This window comes from Candidatus Tisiphia endosymbiont of Nemotelus uliginosus, assembly GCF_964264755.1.
Taxonomy (GTDB): domain Bacteria; phylum Pseudomonadota; class Alphaproteobacteria; order Rickettsiales; family Rickettsiaceae; genus Tisiphia.
This window is the reverse complement of record NZ_OZ183481.1, coordinates 189,342-206,213: the sequence shown is the minus strand read 5'-3', so window position 1 is coordinate 206,213 and position 16,872 is coordinate 189,342. Positions and strand designations below refer to the sequence as shown.

The following is a 16,872-nucleotide window of genomic DNA, read 5'->3' as shown; positions in this document are numbered from 1 at the left end:
ATTATAAAAATAGTCGAATAATTGGTATATCGACAGGGTTTGGTAACTTTAACATATTCTTACATTTAGAGGATATAGTTATGATATTGGATAAAGATTTAGTAATATATTTATCAGTATCTATATTATCTTCTGACTCATCTTGAATGTAATAGAGTATTGAAGTTATATAAACACTGAGTAACAGACCTCTCTTAGTATAATAATTATAATCTATAGACTTATCGCCTGCATAACGCCAAATTAAGTCACAAGTACGAAAGGCTGTTTTTGTTGCAAATATGCTGTTTGATGGTACGGCAAAATAACTACGATTCCTCAAATGTACAAGTTTAGCTATACCATCTTTTATTCTGATTTTTAAGGCTAAATCAATTCTATCCCTTATTTTAATCGGAGTTTCCTGCTGAGATAATAACTCCAGCATTTTCTGGTCTTGCCAGCTTTCAAAAAAATCAACTATTTCCCTTATCCCCTCAGGAAAAATTATATGGCAATATCCTTTAACAAAACCACATTCTGTTTCCGTATCTGCTAATAATTTATCATTCCACTCGTTAAAAACTAGCAGTTTTGCTAAAGTCTGTACAAATTGTACTTTTAAACTATGATATTTCTCTTCAATAGTCATAAATGCATCTTTTAATATTGACATATATCTTGACATATACATTTAGTATATAGATAATGTTCATATCATTCAACAATCTAATTTGCACGAAAAGGGGGTAATTAAAAGTGATACTAGTAAATGTTCATGCTGGGAATGGTGAGCAAGCAATTAAAAATTTGAAAAGAAAAATGCAAAGAGAGCTTGTTTTTCGTTCAATGAAAATGTCTCGTTTCTATGAACCTCCTTCAGTAAAGCGTGTCCGTAAGGATCAAGAAACAGAAAGAAGGAAGAGAAAAGTTGCTCGTAAACAAATGATGGAAGGTTAAGCGAGCTTAATGTTCTTGGGTTGCTTCGTTAGCTACGCCTCCTCGCAATGACTGTTTTTATCTCTCAACGTCACGTCATTGCAAGACCACAAAGTGGTCGTGGCAATCCAAACATTAGATAAATCTGGATTGCTTCGTCGACCTAAGGTCTGGTCTCCTTGCAATGAAGCTTATATGCTTCAGTGTGGAATCTATATCCCGTACTGAAGCATGAATGACATTTTTCTTTCTTATAAGCAAATCTAAGGTTAATATTTGAGATATTATGATTATTAGAACATATTCTTGCTACATTTTTTTTATAGGTTTAATAATATCATCTTTTATGCTCCACACCCACGCAGCTGAAACAAAGAAAGCTAATTTGTATATCATAAGTGATAAAGCTTTTGTTGGGGATCGTAGTCAATTACTAGGAGTAGCAAGAGAAAGTGAGAAGTACTTTAAAAGTAGGTCTATTACCCTAAATGTTGAGGAGTACGATAAATCGCAATTAGAAACCGTTAAGGATCAAATTAGCAATAACAAAAATCTTACCATTATAGTTTCAGTTGGTTATTACGGCATAGAATTAATAACTAAATTAAAGTCATATCCTGAACTGGCAAAGAAGATTATCGCAGTACATCTTTCTCACCAACTATTAGATAATGGTACTTTATCACACAAGCAACTTGTCCAAGAAAAACGTGATGATTTCTTTGGTGCAGACATAATAGCCTTACCTAGCCATGCATTAGACAAGCAAAATACTAAGCTTACTGGTGTGAACACTATACTTCTTACTACTAATGGGGTAGCACACAATATGCAACTATCTGATATTGAATCAGAATATGCTGCATTTAAATCTATGTTCTCTTCCTTCGATAAGCCCTCTGATAAATTTTTAGCAGTGATTTTAGCAGGGGATGTACCGGAAAATGGTACATATCATTGCTATACAGGTAAAGAAGCAAAGAAGTTAGCTGAATATGTTAGTAATCTTGCACTAAAAAACAATTATTTTGTATTAGTATCTAATGGACCACGTACAGGAAAATATGATTGTCAACATAATAAAGAACTTAGTGTACATGAAAAAGATAGTATAATGGATGTGGTAACGTCAAGTTTCCAAGAAATTCTACAGAAAAATCGTGTGCCATTTAAATTATTTGACTTCAAGAAAGGGCAACCAAGTATGTATAAGGCTATTCTTGGAGCTGTTTTATACAACAAGCATAGCTTGTCTACTTCTATGGTCTCAGAAACCGTAGATATGTTACCTGCTAAAACTGTTACAGTGTATTATAACTCTACAATGAATGAAACCCATAAAAGACACATAAAAAACGAGTTTAATGAAGGAAGAGTATCAATTATTGATGAGAATATGCATCTTCATTTACCTAATAATACACGAGCTAAGTATTATTCTGCTAGCGAGAATATAGCTAAGGGTATATATACTTTATGGCATACTCGTACAGTTGCTATCCCAAAGGTTATTAAATAGACCTGTCTGCTCAAATGATTTAAAGAATGGGATTTGAAAATGATGAATAAGAATCTGTTCGCCAAGCGTCTATTAGCGAGGAGTCGCTTTGCAGTGATGCGGCAATCTAAGTCTATACTAACTTGTCGATTGATTCGTTGACTACACCTTATTGCAATGACGTTGATCACATACGACTTTAAACTATCCGGTCTAAAACCGCTTCCTCTTCTAACTTGCAACAGTTGTGGGGTGACACTGTCCCCTTTGTCATTCCCGCGTAGGCGGGAATCTGGATACCTGCTTACGCAGGGGTAACACAAAGTTGGGCAGGGGTGACATAAAAAGTAAATTGTTTTGGTATTTATGAACAAATGGATATATTATTTTGGTACTAAAGGTGGGGATGGTAATGCCCAAATGAAAGACGTACTTGGCAGTAAAGGAGCTGGTCTTGCCGAGATGTCTAACTTAAGTTTACCTATTCCTGATGGTTTTACTATTACTACAGAACTCTGTAATTATTTCTATAAAAATAATTACAGTTTGCCTGAGAATTTTAATAATGATTTAGTGATAGCTATTAAAAATTTAGAAAACTCTACTGGCAAGGTTTTTGGTGATCATAATAATCCATTATTATTATCCGTTCGCTCAGGTTCAAGAGCTTCGATGCCTGGTATGATGGATACTATACTTAATCTTGGGTATAATGATCAAGTTTGCGATGCACTATCAAATATTACTGGAAATGAGATTTTTGCTCTTGATAGCTATCGACGATTCTTAGAAATGTATGGATCAATGGTGCTATCAATTTCAAATGGTTTATTTAAAAATGCATTTGAGATTCATAAGGTTAAATGTAATATCTATCAAGATAAAGAAATTACAGGAGATTTTTTAAGAATAATAGTTGAAGAGTTTAAAAAAATAATTTTTAATCATGGGGAAGAATATCATGGTAAAGAATCACTTTTTGACCCATATAAACAATTAGAACAATCAATAAAAGCCGTATTAAAATCCTGGGCAGGGGATAGGGCGGTAACTTATAGAAAGTTACATAATATACCCAATAACTGGGGTACGGCGATTAATGTCCAGTCAATGGTTTTTGGTAATCAAGGAAGTAATTCTGCTACAGGCGTAGTATTCTCGCGTTGTCCTGCAACCGGTGAAAATAAGCTTTTTGGTGAATATTTAATAAATGCTCAAGGTGAGGATGTGGTATCAGGGACAAGAACCCCAAGCCCTATTACCAACGAGCATGATGTAGATTGTTCAATGCAAATAGTTATGCCACAAATATTTGAACAATTACAAGAGATTTGTAAGAAGTTAGAGTTACGTTACTTGGACGTACAAGATATTGAATTCACCGTACAAAACGGAGTTTTGTATATTTTGCAAACACGTACTGCCAAAAGAACAGCTTTAGCCAGCATTAAAATTGCTACGGATATGGTGCAAGAAGGGCTGATTTCTAAACAACAAGCAATAATGCGTATAGAGTCGGAATCGTTAACGCAGCTTTTACATACGGCTATTGATTATAGCAATACTCTAGACCATATCTCTAAAGGGCTACCAGCTTCTCCAGGGGCTGCTACTGGTATAGTAGTTTTTTCTCCTTATGATGCTGAGAAAATGTCGCATCACCATAAAGTGATTTTGGTACGTCATGATACTAGCCCTGAAGATATAAACGGTATGTATGTTTCAGCCGGTATTCTAACAGCCAGAGGTGGGATGACCTCTCATGCTGCGGTAGTTGCTAGAGGGTTAGGAAAACCATGTGTTTGCGGGGCAAATGATTTGGTAATAGATGAGAAAAAACAGATATTTAAAATAGGTAATACTATCATCAACTATGGTGACTTAATAACTATAGATGGCGGAACTGGGAAAATTTTCTTAGGGGAGGTGCCATTGACTCAGCCTACTTTTACTAAGGAATTTCAAACAATTCTAGATTGGGCAGATGAATTTGCTACTTTAAAAGTTAGAGCCAATGCCGAAACTATTTTAGATGCAGGGGTTTCCCTAAAATTTGGGGCAAGCGGAATTGGCTTATGCAGAACAGAACATATGTTTTTTGACCATGATAAAATACCATTAGTACGAGAAATGATCATTGCTCCTGATCTAGAGAGAAGGAAACATGCGATTAGTAAATTATTGCCCTTACAAATTCAAGATTTTAAGGCATTATTTAAAATTATACAGGGTAAACCGATAAATATCAGATTGCTTGACCCGCCTCTACATGAATTTTTACCAACAACAGAGGATGATAAAAGAAACTTAGCAAAGGTGATGAATCTACCGTTAGCTGTTGTGGAGCAACGTTTGCATGCATTATATGAAGTAAACCCTATGCTTGGACATAGAGGATGTCGCCTCGGTATTTCTTATCCTGAGATTTATCAAATGCAAATAAGGGCAATTTTTACTGCTATCAGAGAGTTACAAGTTGAAGAAAATATCAATACTATTCTGGAGTTAATGATTCCTTTAATTAGTGATGTTAATGAACTGAAAATCTTAAAAATACACATACAAGATGTTATTACTAACATGGAAGATATTAACAAATGCAAGTTTGATTTTACTCTTGGTACGATGATTGAGCTACCAAGAGCAGCTTTAAAAGCTGGAGAGATTGCTGAAGAGCTAGATTATTTTAGTTTTGGTACTAATGATTTGACCCAAACAACTTACGGTATTTCTCGAGATGATGTAGCCTCATTTTTCCCAGATTATTTGGAGAAAAAAATCTTTGCATTTGATCCTTTTAGTAAATTAGATGAGGAAGGGGTAGGGGAGTTAATAAAAATTGCTATAAAACGTGGTTTAAAGAGCAACCCTACATTAAAACTTGGCGTATGCGGAGAGCATGCTGGTAATCCTCATTCTATAGAGTTCTTTCATAGAGTTGGTTTGCATTATGTATCATGTTCACCATACCGCATCCCTATAGCAAGGATTGCCGCAGCTCAGGCAACAATAAAAGCTGATGGTTATCAATCATGAATATATAGCTAATATGCAAACTATTGGTATAAAATCGCCTGAGAAGATTAAGAAAATTGTAGAAGAGACTTGTAAAAATTTTATAAGCATTAGTATGTATTGTGGAACAAAACAGCTAGAAAATACATTAACTAATTTATGTTACAAACATTTGTTAGGTACTGAATCTCCGTTAGAACCTACAACAATTATTCAACATAAATACCAGCTTCCTTCTCTAATTTTTGAAAATGACGTAAACCAAAAGCAAATCCTACACTTATTGGAATCATAATAATTAACAACCCCCAATGACCAAAATATTTTGTTAAAAATAAAATTCCAAAAGAAGTAATAACATACATCAAAGCCCGTGATACAGCATATATCATACTATTATAAGTATAACGTTTAAAAACTGGGAAATATTTGAAAAATATTGGAACAGCTGGTACGCGACCAAAATCAAATAGCACAAGAAAGGCTTGAAGTAAGAATAGAAAAAATGGTTCAGTTATGTTATTTAAAATATAAGGAGAACATACAATAAAAATAGAGAATATCACTAACTTCACTTTTAAAATTTTCAGTGGATATATCCTGTAACTTAAATAGCTTATAAATGACATACCAACTAACTGTATTATTGAGACAATAAAATTTTGATGTATTACTTGTTCTGCACTATAACCAAAAGAACTTTTTAGAAGACTACCACAATGTACATAAGCGAAATAAAAACATACTGGCCAAACGCAATTTACTATAAATAAGTATAACACTAATTTTTTATTAACTTTTTTATTAACAATGGGAGCATTAGCAAGTTCCTTGATATCAATATTAGCTTTCTCACATTTCTTTTTTAGTCTAAGTTTTGCATCAACAAAATCAGGTGTTTCTCTGAGAGTCGTTCTGGAAACCCCACCAACTAAAGCAATTATTGCTCCTATCCAAAAAGCAAGACGCCAATTCAAGCCATATGATGTAACGAGAGAAGCGATTCCGAGTGCAGCTGTTGTTCCGATAACAGAAGCAACGGCAACAAAAGCTACTGTTGGATATTGTATAGGAGGTTTTATAGTTTCTGTTAAATAAAGTTCTGCTCCTACTATTTCGCCTACTGATGACATACCTTGTAGTATACGACAGACCGTAATTATTATAGAAGCGGTAATACCAATTTGAGCATAAGTTGGAACATTTGCCATTATGACACATGAAATTGCCATCATAATGGTAGTAATAATAACCGTTGCTTTCCTCCCTGCTCTATCTCCAATATAGCCAAAAATTAATGCACCAATTGGACGAAAAATAAAAGTAGAACAAAATACAAAAGCCGTTAACATAGATGCGGCAAAAGGCTCATATTTAGGGAAAAACAACTCGTTTAATAATACTGCTAAATGCACATAAAGCATCAAATCAAAATATTCTAAAAATGTTCCTATTGAAAGCAGCCCCACAACTTCTTTTTGTTCTCTGGTAAGGCTAGTCTGCCGATCAGGAATAATCCTGGTATTTTCTTGAACAAGTTCACTCATAACTGACTTAATGTTATTGTTGACTTCCTATAGTGTATATTTCCCATGTTACTTTTATTTGCTGTTTAATATACTTATTATATAATAGTTGATGATTTGACTAATGATAGCAATGAAAAATAGTATAGAAAAGTTAAAATAATAAATTTTTGGTTGTAACAATATCACGGTCTTAATATAGCATGAGAGTTTTATACTCAAATGATTTGGAGAATTGGATTTGAAAATGAGGGGCGAACCTACGGCAGTGTACATGAGCTATGCGAGTACATGAAGACCCCGCAAGTATTTGCAGGAACCAATTCTCCAAACCATTCGAGTATACTTATAGAATAAAAATTGTAGGACACTATAATTACAGCTCTTCGGCTTAAGGTTTAAAAACACACAAAGTACTAATTATTGTTTTTCGATTAGGAGAGTCTAGTTTTCCCTGTCATACAAAAATCTCTAACCTCTCCTATAAAAGATTCAAATCCCTTATTCTCTTTAACTAATCTATTAGCCATATCCCAATCAATTTCTAACCTTTCTTTTGCAGGGATTAGTATTCGACCTTTCTCAACTTGATCTTTTATATTTAATAAAATAAATCCTATACCATGTCTAGCAGCAAGAATTTCTAGCTCCCGTAAAGTACTTCCGCCCTTGCCTTCTACTAAAGAAGAAGCTACTAAATATCCATAATTAGCCCATGAGGAATTTGATAGGGCTTGAAAAAAAGATTGTCGCACATTAGCACTATCAATTACGACCTTTACCTCAAAAGACCAAAGCTTAGCTTTTTTATCGGCAAATTGTTGCACACAATCCTTGATTGCTAATGCCCAATCTTTAGTAAGATCCTCCATTCCTACTAGATCAGGATGTAACCATTTATTACCGTTAGTACCTTTATAGTTTGAAGAACATTTGTCATTAATAATTTTGCTATGAACACCCAACTCTTGTAAAAGAAAGTCTGAAAGCTTTGGGTATATCTCTTTTTCTTTTATGTTTGGTTCTTTTTCAGTATATTCTCTCTCTACCTGCTCAGTTTCTTTAGTGTAATAATATCTAAGTGGATAGTCTTCTTTTTTAATATTAGGTTCCTGATTCTGTATGCTTTTAAACCAATTTTTATGCATTTCTCCACTAAGAATTCCTAACATCATTTTGTCCTTTCCCGATGAATCAGTTATATTATTCAGTGTTTCGTTTTTACTTCTTTCTGCTTTCTTTTTGACTTCCTCAGGATAAGTTTTTACTAGCCATTCAGCTATTTGAATAGGAGTAAATTTTTGTTCCTCATTGGCTCTAAGAAAACCAATAATTGCTTTGTTACGATTAAATTCCATAAATAATTCCACTAATTTTATAAGTCATTAATAAAATAATAATCAAAATAGCAAAAAGTTTAAATATAATTAGCAGATATAATTACAAGTTATTAGCTTTAAATTTAAATGTAATGACAATGTTGCAACTTATGCATTTTTAACAAATATCCAATCGTTATTGGAAGACTCGGTTTCGCTATATTGATAATTTTGTTTAGAAAAGTGTTTTAATTTTTCCGGTAGGTCTATAAGATTTTCTGCAATAAAATTAAACATGCTGCCCCTAGCCTTTTTGGAATTTATTGCTATTATTTGCAATTTATTATTTCTTCTTTCTTTAAAATATATATTAATTATTGGGTATTTAAGATCATTCTGATTAATGACGCAGGAATATTCATTGGATGCTAGGTTGATGAGATATTTATTTTGGTGAGTTGCTAATATTTGATTTATATAATTGGTAATATCGTCTTGCCAGAAATTTGATAATTTTTCAAAATTTGGCAATTTTGTTGACATTTCTAGTCGATAAGGTTTTATTTTTTCAAAAACTCTTAGTGCACCGTATAAACCTGATATAATTAACGTGTGTCCTTGCAAGAAATCCCACTGCTCCGCGGTAAAATTCTTCCTATCAATGTTATTGTAAACATCCCCATCATAGGCAAATATCGCTTGCTTCTGAGGTTGGTTATCGAAATCTTGAAATCTATGATAATTAAGCTCAGCCAGTTTATCACTAACCCCCATTAACTGCTTAATCTGATTTTGTGACAAATTTTTACATATTTGTAAAAGAGCTTGTGTTTTAGTAAAAAAATGGGGTTGCATCGATGGCAACCCCACTATTTGAGAAGTAAAATCTTGAGTTTTAGCTGGTGAGATTATACTGAGCATACTATTTTACTGACTCAAGCAACTTTCTAACTCCATCTACTGATTTGTTAAATAAATCTTGCTCTTCATCGTTTAATTTTATTTCTACTATTTTTTCCACACCATTTTTACCAATAATAACCGGTACACCGACATACATATTGTTTACTCCATATTCCCCTTGAAGATAAGCAGCACAAGTTAATATTTTGCGCTTATCTTTTAGATAACTCTCTAACATTTCGATAGCAGATGTTGCCGGGGCGTAATAGGCAGAACCCGTTTTAAGTAGCGAAACAATTTCTCCGCCACCATTTTTGGTACGATCTATTATCTCATTAATACGTTCCTTCGTTGACCATCCCATTTCGACTAAATCTAACACTGGTATCCCATTAATTGTCGAATATCTAATCAAAGGAACCATTGAATCACCATGCCCCCCAAGGACAAAACTACTAACATTTTCTACAGAAACATTAAATTCATGGGCTAAGAAAAGGTTAAATCTGGCTGAGTCAAGTACCCCGGCCATACCGACTACCCTATTGCTAGGTAATCCACTTTCCTTTAACATTACATAAACCATAGCATCAAGTGGATTGGTTACAACAATAACAAAAGCGTTCGGTGCATATTGTTTTATATTTTCTGCAACAGTTTTGATAACAGCGCTATTAACATTAATTAAATCATCACGACTCATTCCGGGTAAACGTGGTGCTCCAGCTGTAACAATTATTGCATCTGCACCTGCTATGTCTTTATAATCATTAGTACCTGTACTAATTACATCTGAACCTGTAATAGCTCCAGCTTGTGCTATATCTAAAGTCTTACCCTGCGAAAAGCCTTGAGATATATCAAACATAACTACGTCACCAAGTTCTCTTAGACTTATCAAATGGGCAAGTGTTCCACCGATATTGCCACTACCAATTAAAGCAATTTTTGTTTTTTTACTCATACTTCCTCCTGAAAAGTATTTTATGAATTCATTGAATCAAAGAATTCTGTATTAGTTTTAGTATTTTTAAGTTTATCAATTAAAAACTCTGCTGCATCTATAGTCCCCATTGGATTAATGATTCTACGAAGAACCCACATTTTGGTTAGAATGGCTTTATCAACCAATAACTCCTCTTTACGTGTGCCAGATTTAGTAATATCAATCGCAGGATAAATACGTTTATCAGCTATTTTGCGATCGAGAACTATTTCAGAATTACCAGTACCTTTAAATTCTTCAAAGATCACCTCATCCATACGCGAACCAGTATCAATTAAAGCAGTTCCTATTATAGTTAATGAACCACCATTCTCAATATTTCTTGCTGCTCCAAAGAATCTTTTTGGTCGTTGTAATGCATTTGCATCAACCCCCCCTGTGAGAACTTTACCAGAAGATGGGACAACAGTGTTATAAGCTCTGGCAAGTCTTGTTATTGCGTCAACCAATATTACCACATCTCTTTTATGCTCTACCAATCTCTTAGCTTTTTCAATAACCATTTCTGCAAGCTGAACGTGCCTAATAGCCGGTTCGTCAAAAGTTGAACTAACGACTTCCCCACGCACTGAACGCTGCATATCAGTAACTTCTTCTGGGCGTTCGTCGATTAACAGAACGATTAAAAATACTTCTGGATTATTGGTGGTAATAGCATGGGCGATATTTTGCAATAGAACAGTTTTACCAGTTCTTGGTGGAGCAACAATCAATGCACGTTGTCCTTTACCCATAGGAGCCACCAATTCAATTATTCTGGTACTAAAATCCTTACTATTATCTTCTAGTTCTAATGATAATTTTTTTTCAGGATAAAGTGGAGTCAAATTATCAAAATGTACTCTATGATATGCCTTAGAAGGCTCTTCAAAGTTAACTTTATTTACTTTCAGTAATGCAAAATAACGTTCTCCTGGTTTTGGAGCCCTAATTTGCCCTTCTACCGTGTCCCCTGTACGTAGTCCAAAGCGACGAATCTGACTTGGAGAAATGTAAATATCATCAGGACCGGCGGAGTAATTTACCTCTGGGGATCTAAGAAATCCAAACCCATCAGGTAGAATTTCCAGTACACCTTCTCCTGAAATCAAATCACCCTGTTCAACAGATTTCTTGAGTATAGCAAAGACTAGCTCTTGCTTTAGCAAAGCACTAGAGTTCTCAATGTTAAGATTTTCTGCTTGTACTTGCAACTCTTCAGGTGATTTACGTTTTAATTGTTTGAGATTGATGGTAACAATACCATCTTTATTAGGACTATCATACTTGATACTATTATTGTAATGATTATCATATGGTTCTTTACTATCAGTCACTGTATTTCTTGTCATATTTTATTTTCTTTAGATTAGTTAAGATTAGACTGTGCTAGAAGGCTACCTGCAATAACTAAAGTAATTCTATATTTGGCTCTTTTTGGCTGCAAATAAGCATGATTTTCTTGAAATAGGTACACTATTCCTCCAAAAATCATATTTATTATCGCCGAAAAATAGCTCAAAATATAATTAATTAGTTATAGCAGACAGCCTCCTAGAAATTATTATTTCAGGTCATTTTGTTGTCAAAATCAATCGAGGGAATCATTGTGTACATTTATTAAGTACTAGTTACGATTTTTCGATTAATTTTTTATTAAAAATTCCTCTCTCATGGCTATTTTGAAAAGAGGTTTATTGCTTAAAAACCGGGAAAATCATGAAACCTACGAAAGATTAAGGTTTAGACTGCTACTCTAATAATTTGAGGAATTAGTATCACAAAATTCCAACAACCCAGCTAGGAGGCGGTCGGAAATAACTAATTAGTTATCGCAGGCAACCTTCTAGGCTTAAGTAGAACATAGAGAGCATTTATATTTTCGGGTAACTAACTTAATTTTGGGAATTGATACTAGTATTAAGTATTTATCAAATTATTTTACATTTGTCAAACATATTTACATAAACAACCATCCAAAAATAATTAAAAAGTTACAATCAATAGCTGAACATACTCAAATCACTTGAGTATAACAGTACCCTACAATTTTTATTCTATAAGTATTAAACAGCATAAAAACGTCATTACGAGAAGGCGTGGGTCAAGAAGCAATCCATTCCTGGTCATTTTTGGATTGCTTCGTCGACCTTACGGTCTCCTCGCAATGACGCTTGGTGAGCAGATTTTTTATTCATCATAAGAAAATAGTAAAAAAATGTAGGGTACTATCATACCACTATACCATTATAATTTATTTTGGCTTTTTATATCGGCAATTATTCTTTGCAATTGTTCCATATCCATCATTCCTGCAATTAATTTACCATTAATAATATAGGCAGGAACTCCCTGTATTTTTAAACCTTTTGCTAATTTAACATTTTTCTCGAGAAGCTTGTGTATCTCCCCCTTATTAATTTCTTCTGTGATTACTTCAATATTTAAATCATTTGCGAGAAGCAATTTTTCTACAGATTCTTTGGTGATAGGTTTTAGCTCCATTAAACCGTTATGAATATCCTGAAACTTATCAGGAGTGGTCTTATAAACAGCTAAAGCAATAGCTGCTGCATAATTAGACGCCTCACCAAGAAGTGGATATAGTTGCAAAACGACTTTAACGCTCGTATCTGATTTAATCAACTGATTAATAAAATAACTACCTTTTTTACAATAACCACAATTATAATCATAAAAAGCAGCAATGATTATATCCCCATTGGAATTACCAAGTACTGGAGATGTAGGAGAATTTTCTATTTCAGATTTATTATCTCTGATATATTCACCAGTTTTTATTTCCATTTCCTGCATTTTACGTCGTTGAAGACCTTCTATTGACTGAATTATTATTTCAGGATTATTTAGTAAATATTCTTTTACAATTTTTTCAGTTTTCTCTATGTTTTCTTTTTTATCTAATGAGTACTGATCTGCAGCATTAATCGAAACCGTAGCAGAAACAGCATTAGGAGTTTTCATAGTTTTATAAGCAAATAATGCTATTAGGACAACGACGATAATCAATAATATTTTACTAATAACATTATGCATAATTCTTTTCTATTAAATATAGGTTCCTTACCTCATTCCAGCATTCTAGTTGCTTTTCCATAATTTTCAAGCATTTTAGTTATTTGCCAATAATTTACTTTACCTATTGGTAGAATCGGTATTTCTTTAACATGGATAATCTCTGGCAAATATTTTGTTAATTCAGTATTTTGTCTCGAATATAGCGAATTTTTAGCCATCATTTCTATAAAATTTTCCCTATTAATAATCTGACTGGTGGTAAAGAGAAAAATTTGTCTGTCTTTATTATAGTCAATTGATGAGAAGTTGGTGACGTCGTCACTCGTCGCTCGCCTATTACTTATAGGCGTCGCTCCATCGCTCCTGCTACCCAATTCCCCTGAATTGACTATACCATCATCAGAACAAATAGCTACATTTTTACTATCAACATCAATCATATTAGCCAATTCCTCTATTAATACCAACGAGACTACTTCTTCTATTGCAACAAATTGTTGAACACGACCTAATAAGGTAAGATAACCATCTTTATCAATTTTTGCAACATCCCCAGTATCATACCAGCCCAGACCCAAATTTTCTGATGATGTTGGATGAATAACTCCAGGATTATTAGAGTGCATATAGCCAAGCATGATATTTGGTCCCTTAATAAATAATTGCCCCCCCTCTTCTATTCCGTTAATTGGTTTAATATAATATTCTATTTTGGGCATCAAACGACCTACACTTCCACCACGATAATGCATGGGAGTATTACACGATATTATTGGAGCTGTTTCAGATGCCCCATATCCTTCAAAAATTCTTATACCAAATTTATCAAGCCATAATTGCGTTGTTTCTTTCTTAAGTTTCTCACTACTGGCAAACACGTATCTTATAGAATAAAAATCATAAGGATGAGCACAGGTGGCGTAATTGTATAAAAATACATCTGTACCAAATATAATTGTTGCTCCGATGTCATATATTACCTCAGGAACACTCCGATAATGCAAAGGAGAAGGATAAAGAAAGGCTGGTATACCGTTAAGCGTCATCATTATTGTGCCAGATAAACCAAAACAGTGAAATAATGGTAAAGCCATAAAGGCAAAATCATCTAGACTAAAATGTAACTTAGCTAGAACCTGGCATCTATTAGCTTGTAGGTTTCTATGCGACAATACTACAGCCTTAGGGGAAGCTGAAGTGCCTGAAGTAAATACTACAACCGACGGATCATTGTCATCATAACTAGCACACATATTACTATAATAACTCTGTGGGAAAAAGCTAGCTATCATAGCCTTAATTCTTAAATACAAAGTAATTCTTGTTGTTAAATCTTCAAGATAAATGACTTTTATATTAACTTCTAAGATCTTTGCCAACATTTCTTGCAACCCAGCTTTTTCAACAAATTGTTTTGAAGTATAGACGGTTTTTACTGACGTTGTTTTGCACGAGGTCACTACATTGCTAACATCACTCATATAATCAATCATGACCGGTCGACGGGAACAGGCTTGCATAGCATAAAAAGTAACAATCGTTTCAACCATGTTAGGTAGCATAATACCTATATATTCAGCTACTTCTGTATCCTGTTTTATTAAATTTGCTAAAGTAAAAGATTGTAATATTAATTGACGATAGGTAACAGACTTATCATCAATATCTTGTATTATTGTTTTGTTAAAACCATAAGCTTTTGCTGTTTCAAGGAGAGACTGAAATATAGTATTCTGGTAATCAGAGCTTTCAAATATCATGTCAGTCATAATATCATAAAGAGCCTGACCTATATATTTACGCTTTTCCCTATTATCCATATTCTGATTAGCAGGAGACTTTACTGGTGGTAAAATAGTGATAGTAACCTTAGGAAATATCCGTGTTTTTAGTATATTTTTAAGTTTGGAAAAATTAGTAAATTGTGTACCATCTATTCTTACAGGTAAAATTGTTGCATCAGCTTTTTCAGCGATCATGCCAGGTCCTTCATATATCTTCATTAAGGAACCAGTAATACTTATTCTTCCTTCGGGAAAGATAGCAACTTTTTTATCTTTTTGCACTTCCCTAATCAAACTCTTTATAGCCATTGCATTAGCGGGGTCAACTGGTAGAGTTTTTGCCATCGTTAAAAATGGTTTTACCCACCACACTTTAGCCATATTTGTATTAATGGCAAAAGTCATTTCTTCAGGTAAATAAGTTGCCAGTAATGCAGGATCAAGATATGAAATATGATTGGCGATAACTACTGATCTTTTGCCAGCTTTATAAAAATTTTCAATACCTTTTACTTCCACTCTGTACATGCAATCAAAAATAAATTTTAAAATAGCTCGGTTAACAGCAAAAGGTACTATTTTTACTTCAGGAATTAATTGATAAATATAATAAGCTACCACTATGTTAAGTATGCTAATAAATAATATAACCGATGGTATCGAATATTCCCAATAGAATAACAACGAAAGTATTGCAGTAGACCCAGCCATAAACACAGCATTAGCAAAATTATTTATAGCAATTATTCTACTACGATGAGCTGAGGAGCTAAGATATTGTAATACTGCAAAAAGCGGAACAATATATAACCCCGCAATAGCAGCTATAAAAAATAAATCTATAATAATCCGCCAATTATGCTTTTTAGATAAAAAGACAAATATACTCTTTAATTGCTCCGGTTCATAATGAACTGCACTAATTCGACTGGCAAAAAATAAATCAATACCAAATATACTGACACCAATCGCTGAAACAAAAACATATTTCGTGGTAATTTCATTCCCCAAAATCTTACTACACCAAAAAGAACAAACCCCTACTCCAATTGAAAATGTCGCAAGAAACAAATTAGCAACATTTTCATCTGCTCCAAAAGTATTTTTAGCAAGAGCTGGAATTTGGGCAAGTATTGCCGCACTGATAAACCAAAACCAAGATATGCCAAGAATTGCTAAATATACTTGCTTTTTAGATTTGGCATATTTAATCATTTCTATATTTTCGCGAAATAAATTTAATTTTATTTTAATTTCACAATTAGAATTATTTGATTTTGGCATAAAATAACTAGCAATAACGCCAATTACCGCAATCATTATCAGAATAGTGATTATTAAATTGCCACTTATAGTGTAGTATCCTCCAATAATAGTACCAACTAAAATGGAAATAAATGTTCCCGCCTCAACGAATCCATTAGCTCCCAACAACTCATTTCGGTATAAATGATCTGGCAAAACACTATATTTGATTGGTCCAAAAAATGTCGAGTGTATACCCATAAACAATATAGATAAAAACAGTATTACTAAACTATTATCAAAAAATCCATAAGTAGCAAAAAGCACTATGATTAGTTCAAATAACTTAATGATTTTAACTAAAGTTGATCGCTCATATCTATCAGCTACTTGCCCTGCAATACTTGCAAATATTACAAAAGGTAATACAAAGATAGTATTAGCAGCGAGTACAAGTAATTGGGCTGATTCCACCAATTGACTAGATAGTTTATAGGTAATTAATATAATTAACGCATTCTTTAGTATATTATCATTCATACAACCACAAAATTGTACTATGAAGATAGGCAAAAAACGCGTATCTCGAAATAAATATAACCGATTTGATGACATGCTTTCTCCAAAGACATTATAATGG

The 16,872-nt window shown here is 33.4% G+C and carries 11 protein-coding genes; 3 read left to right on the top strand and 8 right to left on the bottom strand.

What is annotated here, in order from left to right:
- Position 1 precedes the first annotated feature (1 nt).
- Positions 2–631, bottom strand: a complete 630-nt coding sequence (locus ACFELW_RS01050; RefSeq protein ID WP_375330167.1) for a COQ9 family protein — start codon at positions 629–631, stop codon at positions 2–4.
- Between the two features lie 107 nt (positions 632–738).
- On the opposite strand from ACFELW_RS01050, the gene rpsU reads away from it, so the two are divergent.
- The 3 genes from rpsU to ppdK all read left to right on the top strand — a co-directional run bounded on the left by rpsU (position 739) and on the right by ppdK (position 5,452).
- Positions 739–939 (top strand): 30S ribosomal protein S21, encoded by a 201-nt coding sequence (gene rpsU / locus ACFELW_RS01045; RefSeq protein WP_094649364.1) that lies wholly within the window; start codon positions 739–741, stop codon positions 937–939.
- Between the two features lie 325 nt (positions 940–1,264).
- Positions 1,265–2,437 (top strand): hypothetical protein, encoded by a 1,173-nt coding sequence (locus ACFELW_RS01040; RefSeq protein WP_375330166.1) that lies wholly within the window; start codon positions 1,265–1,267, stop codon positions 2,435–2,437.
- 345 nt (positions 2,438–2,782) lie between these two features.
- Positions 2,783–5,452, top strand: a complete 2,670-nt coding sequence (gene ppdK / locus ACFELW_RS01035; protein ID WP_375330165.1) for a pyruvate, phosphate dikinase — start codon at positions 2,783–2,785, stop codon at positions 5,450–5,452.
- A gap of 188 nt (positions 5,453–5,640) precedes the next feature.
- Here the strand turns inward: ppdK and ACFELW_RS01030 are convergent, their stop codons facing one another.
- The 7 genes from ACFELW_RS01030 to ACFELW_RS01000 all read right to left on the bottom strand — a co-directional run bounded on the left by ACFELW_RS01030 (position 5,641) and on the right by ACFELW_RS01000 (position 16,847).
- Positions 5,641–6,978, bottom strand: coding sequence for an MFS transporter (locus tag ACFELW_RS01030; RefSeq protein WP_375330164.1), 1,338 nt, complete (start codon positions 6,976–6,978; stop codon positions 5,641–5,643).
- Between the two features lie 413 nt (positions 6,979–7,391).
- A complete protein-coding gene (locus ACFELW_RS01025; RefSeq protein WP_375330163.1) occupies positions 7,392–8,315 on the bottom strand; it encodes a hypothetical protein in 924 nt (307 codons plus the stop codon).
- A 129-nt stretch (positions 8,316–8,444) separates the two neighbouring features.
- Positions 8,445–9,197 carry a YaaA family protein gene (locus ACFELW_RS01020; protein ID WP_341759649.1) on the bottom strand — a complete coding sequence of 251 codons (753 nt, stop codon included), beginning with the start codon at positions 9,195–9,197 and terminating at the stop codon, positions 8,445–8,447.
- Position 9,198: 1 nt separating this feature from the next.
- Positions 9,199–10,143: a malate dehydrogenase gene (gene mdh, locus ACFELW_RS01015; protein WP_375330162.1), complete on the bottom strand. Its 945-nt coding sequence runs from the start codon at positions 10,141–10,143 to the stop codon at positions 9,199–9,201.
- Positions 10,144–10,163: 20 nt separating this feature from the next.
- On the bottom strand, positions 10,164–11,516 hold the full coding sequence (gene rho, locus ACFELW_RS01010; RefSeq protein WP_375330161.1) for a transcription termination factor Rho: 1,353 nt from the start codon (positions 11,514–11,516) through the stop codon (positions 10,164–10,166).
- Between the two features lie 895 nt (positions 11,517–12,411).
- A complete protein-coding gene (locus tag ACFELW_RS01005; protein WP_375330160.1) occupies positions 12,412–13,221 on the bottom strand; it encodes a DsbA family protein in 810 nt (269 codons plus the stop codon).
- Between the two features lie 32 nt (positions 13,222–13,253).
- A complete protein-coding gene (locus tag ACFELW_RS01000; protein ID WP_375330159.1) occupies positions 13,254–16,847 on the bottom strand; it encodes an acyl-[ACP]--phospholipid O-acyltransferase in 3,594 nt (1,197 codons plus the stop codon).
- Positions 16,848–16,872: the final 25 nt, after the last annotated feature.

Excerpts from the sequence above, each read along its gene's own strand:
- ACFELW_RS01050 (WP_375330167.1), bottom strand. The coding sequence starts at position 631 with ATGACTATTGAAGAGAAATATCATAGTTTAAAAGTACAATTTGTACAG.
- ACFELW_RS01040 (WP_375330166.1), top strand. The coding sequence starts at position 1,265 with ATGCTCCACACCCACGCAGCTGAAACAAAGAAAGCTAATTTGTATATC.
- ppdK (WP_375330165.1), top strand. The coding sequence starts at position 2,783 with ATGAACAAATGGATATATTATTTTGGTACTAAAGGTGGGGATGGTAAT.
- ACFELW_RS01030 (WP_375330164.1), bottom strand. The coding sequence starts at position 6,978 with ATGAGTGAACTTGTTCAAGAAAATACCAGGATTATTCCTGATCGGCAG.
- ACFELW_RS01025 (WP_375330163.1), bottom strand. The coding sequence starts at position 8,315 with ATGGAATTTAATCGTAACAAAGCAATTATTGGTTTTCTTAGAGCCAAT.
- ACFELW_RS01020 (WP_341759649.1), bottom strand. The coding sequence starts at position 9,197 with ATGCTCAGTATAATCTCACCAGCTAAAACTCAAGATTTTACTTCTCAA.
- mdh (WP_375330162.1), bottom strand. The coding sequence starts at position 10,143 with ATGAGTAAAAAAACAAAAATTGCTTTAATTGGTAGTGGCAATATCGGT.
- rho (WP_375330161.1), bottom strand. The coding sequence starts at position 11,516 with ATGACAAGAAATACAGTGACTGATAGTAAAGAACCATATGATAATCAT.
- ACFELW_RS01005 (WP_375330160.1), bottom strand. The coding sequence starts at position 13,221 with ATGCATAATGTTATTAGTAAAATATTATTGATTATCGTCGTTGTCCTA.
- ACFELW_RS01000 (WP_375330159.1), bottom strand. The coding sequence starts at position 16,847 with ATGTCATCAAATCGGTTATATTTATTTCGAGATACGCGTTTTTTGCCT.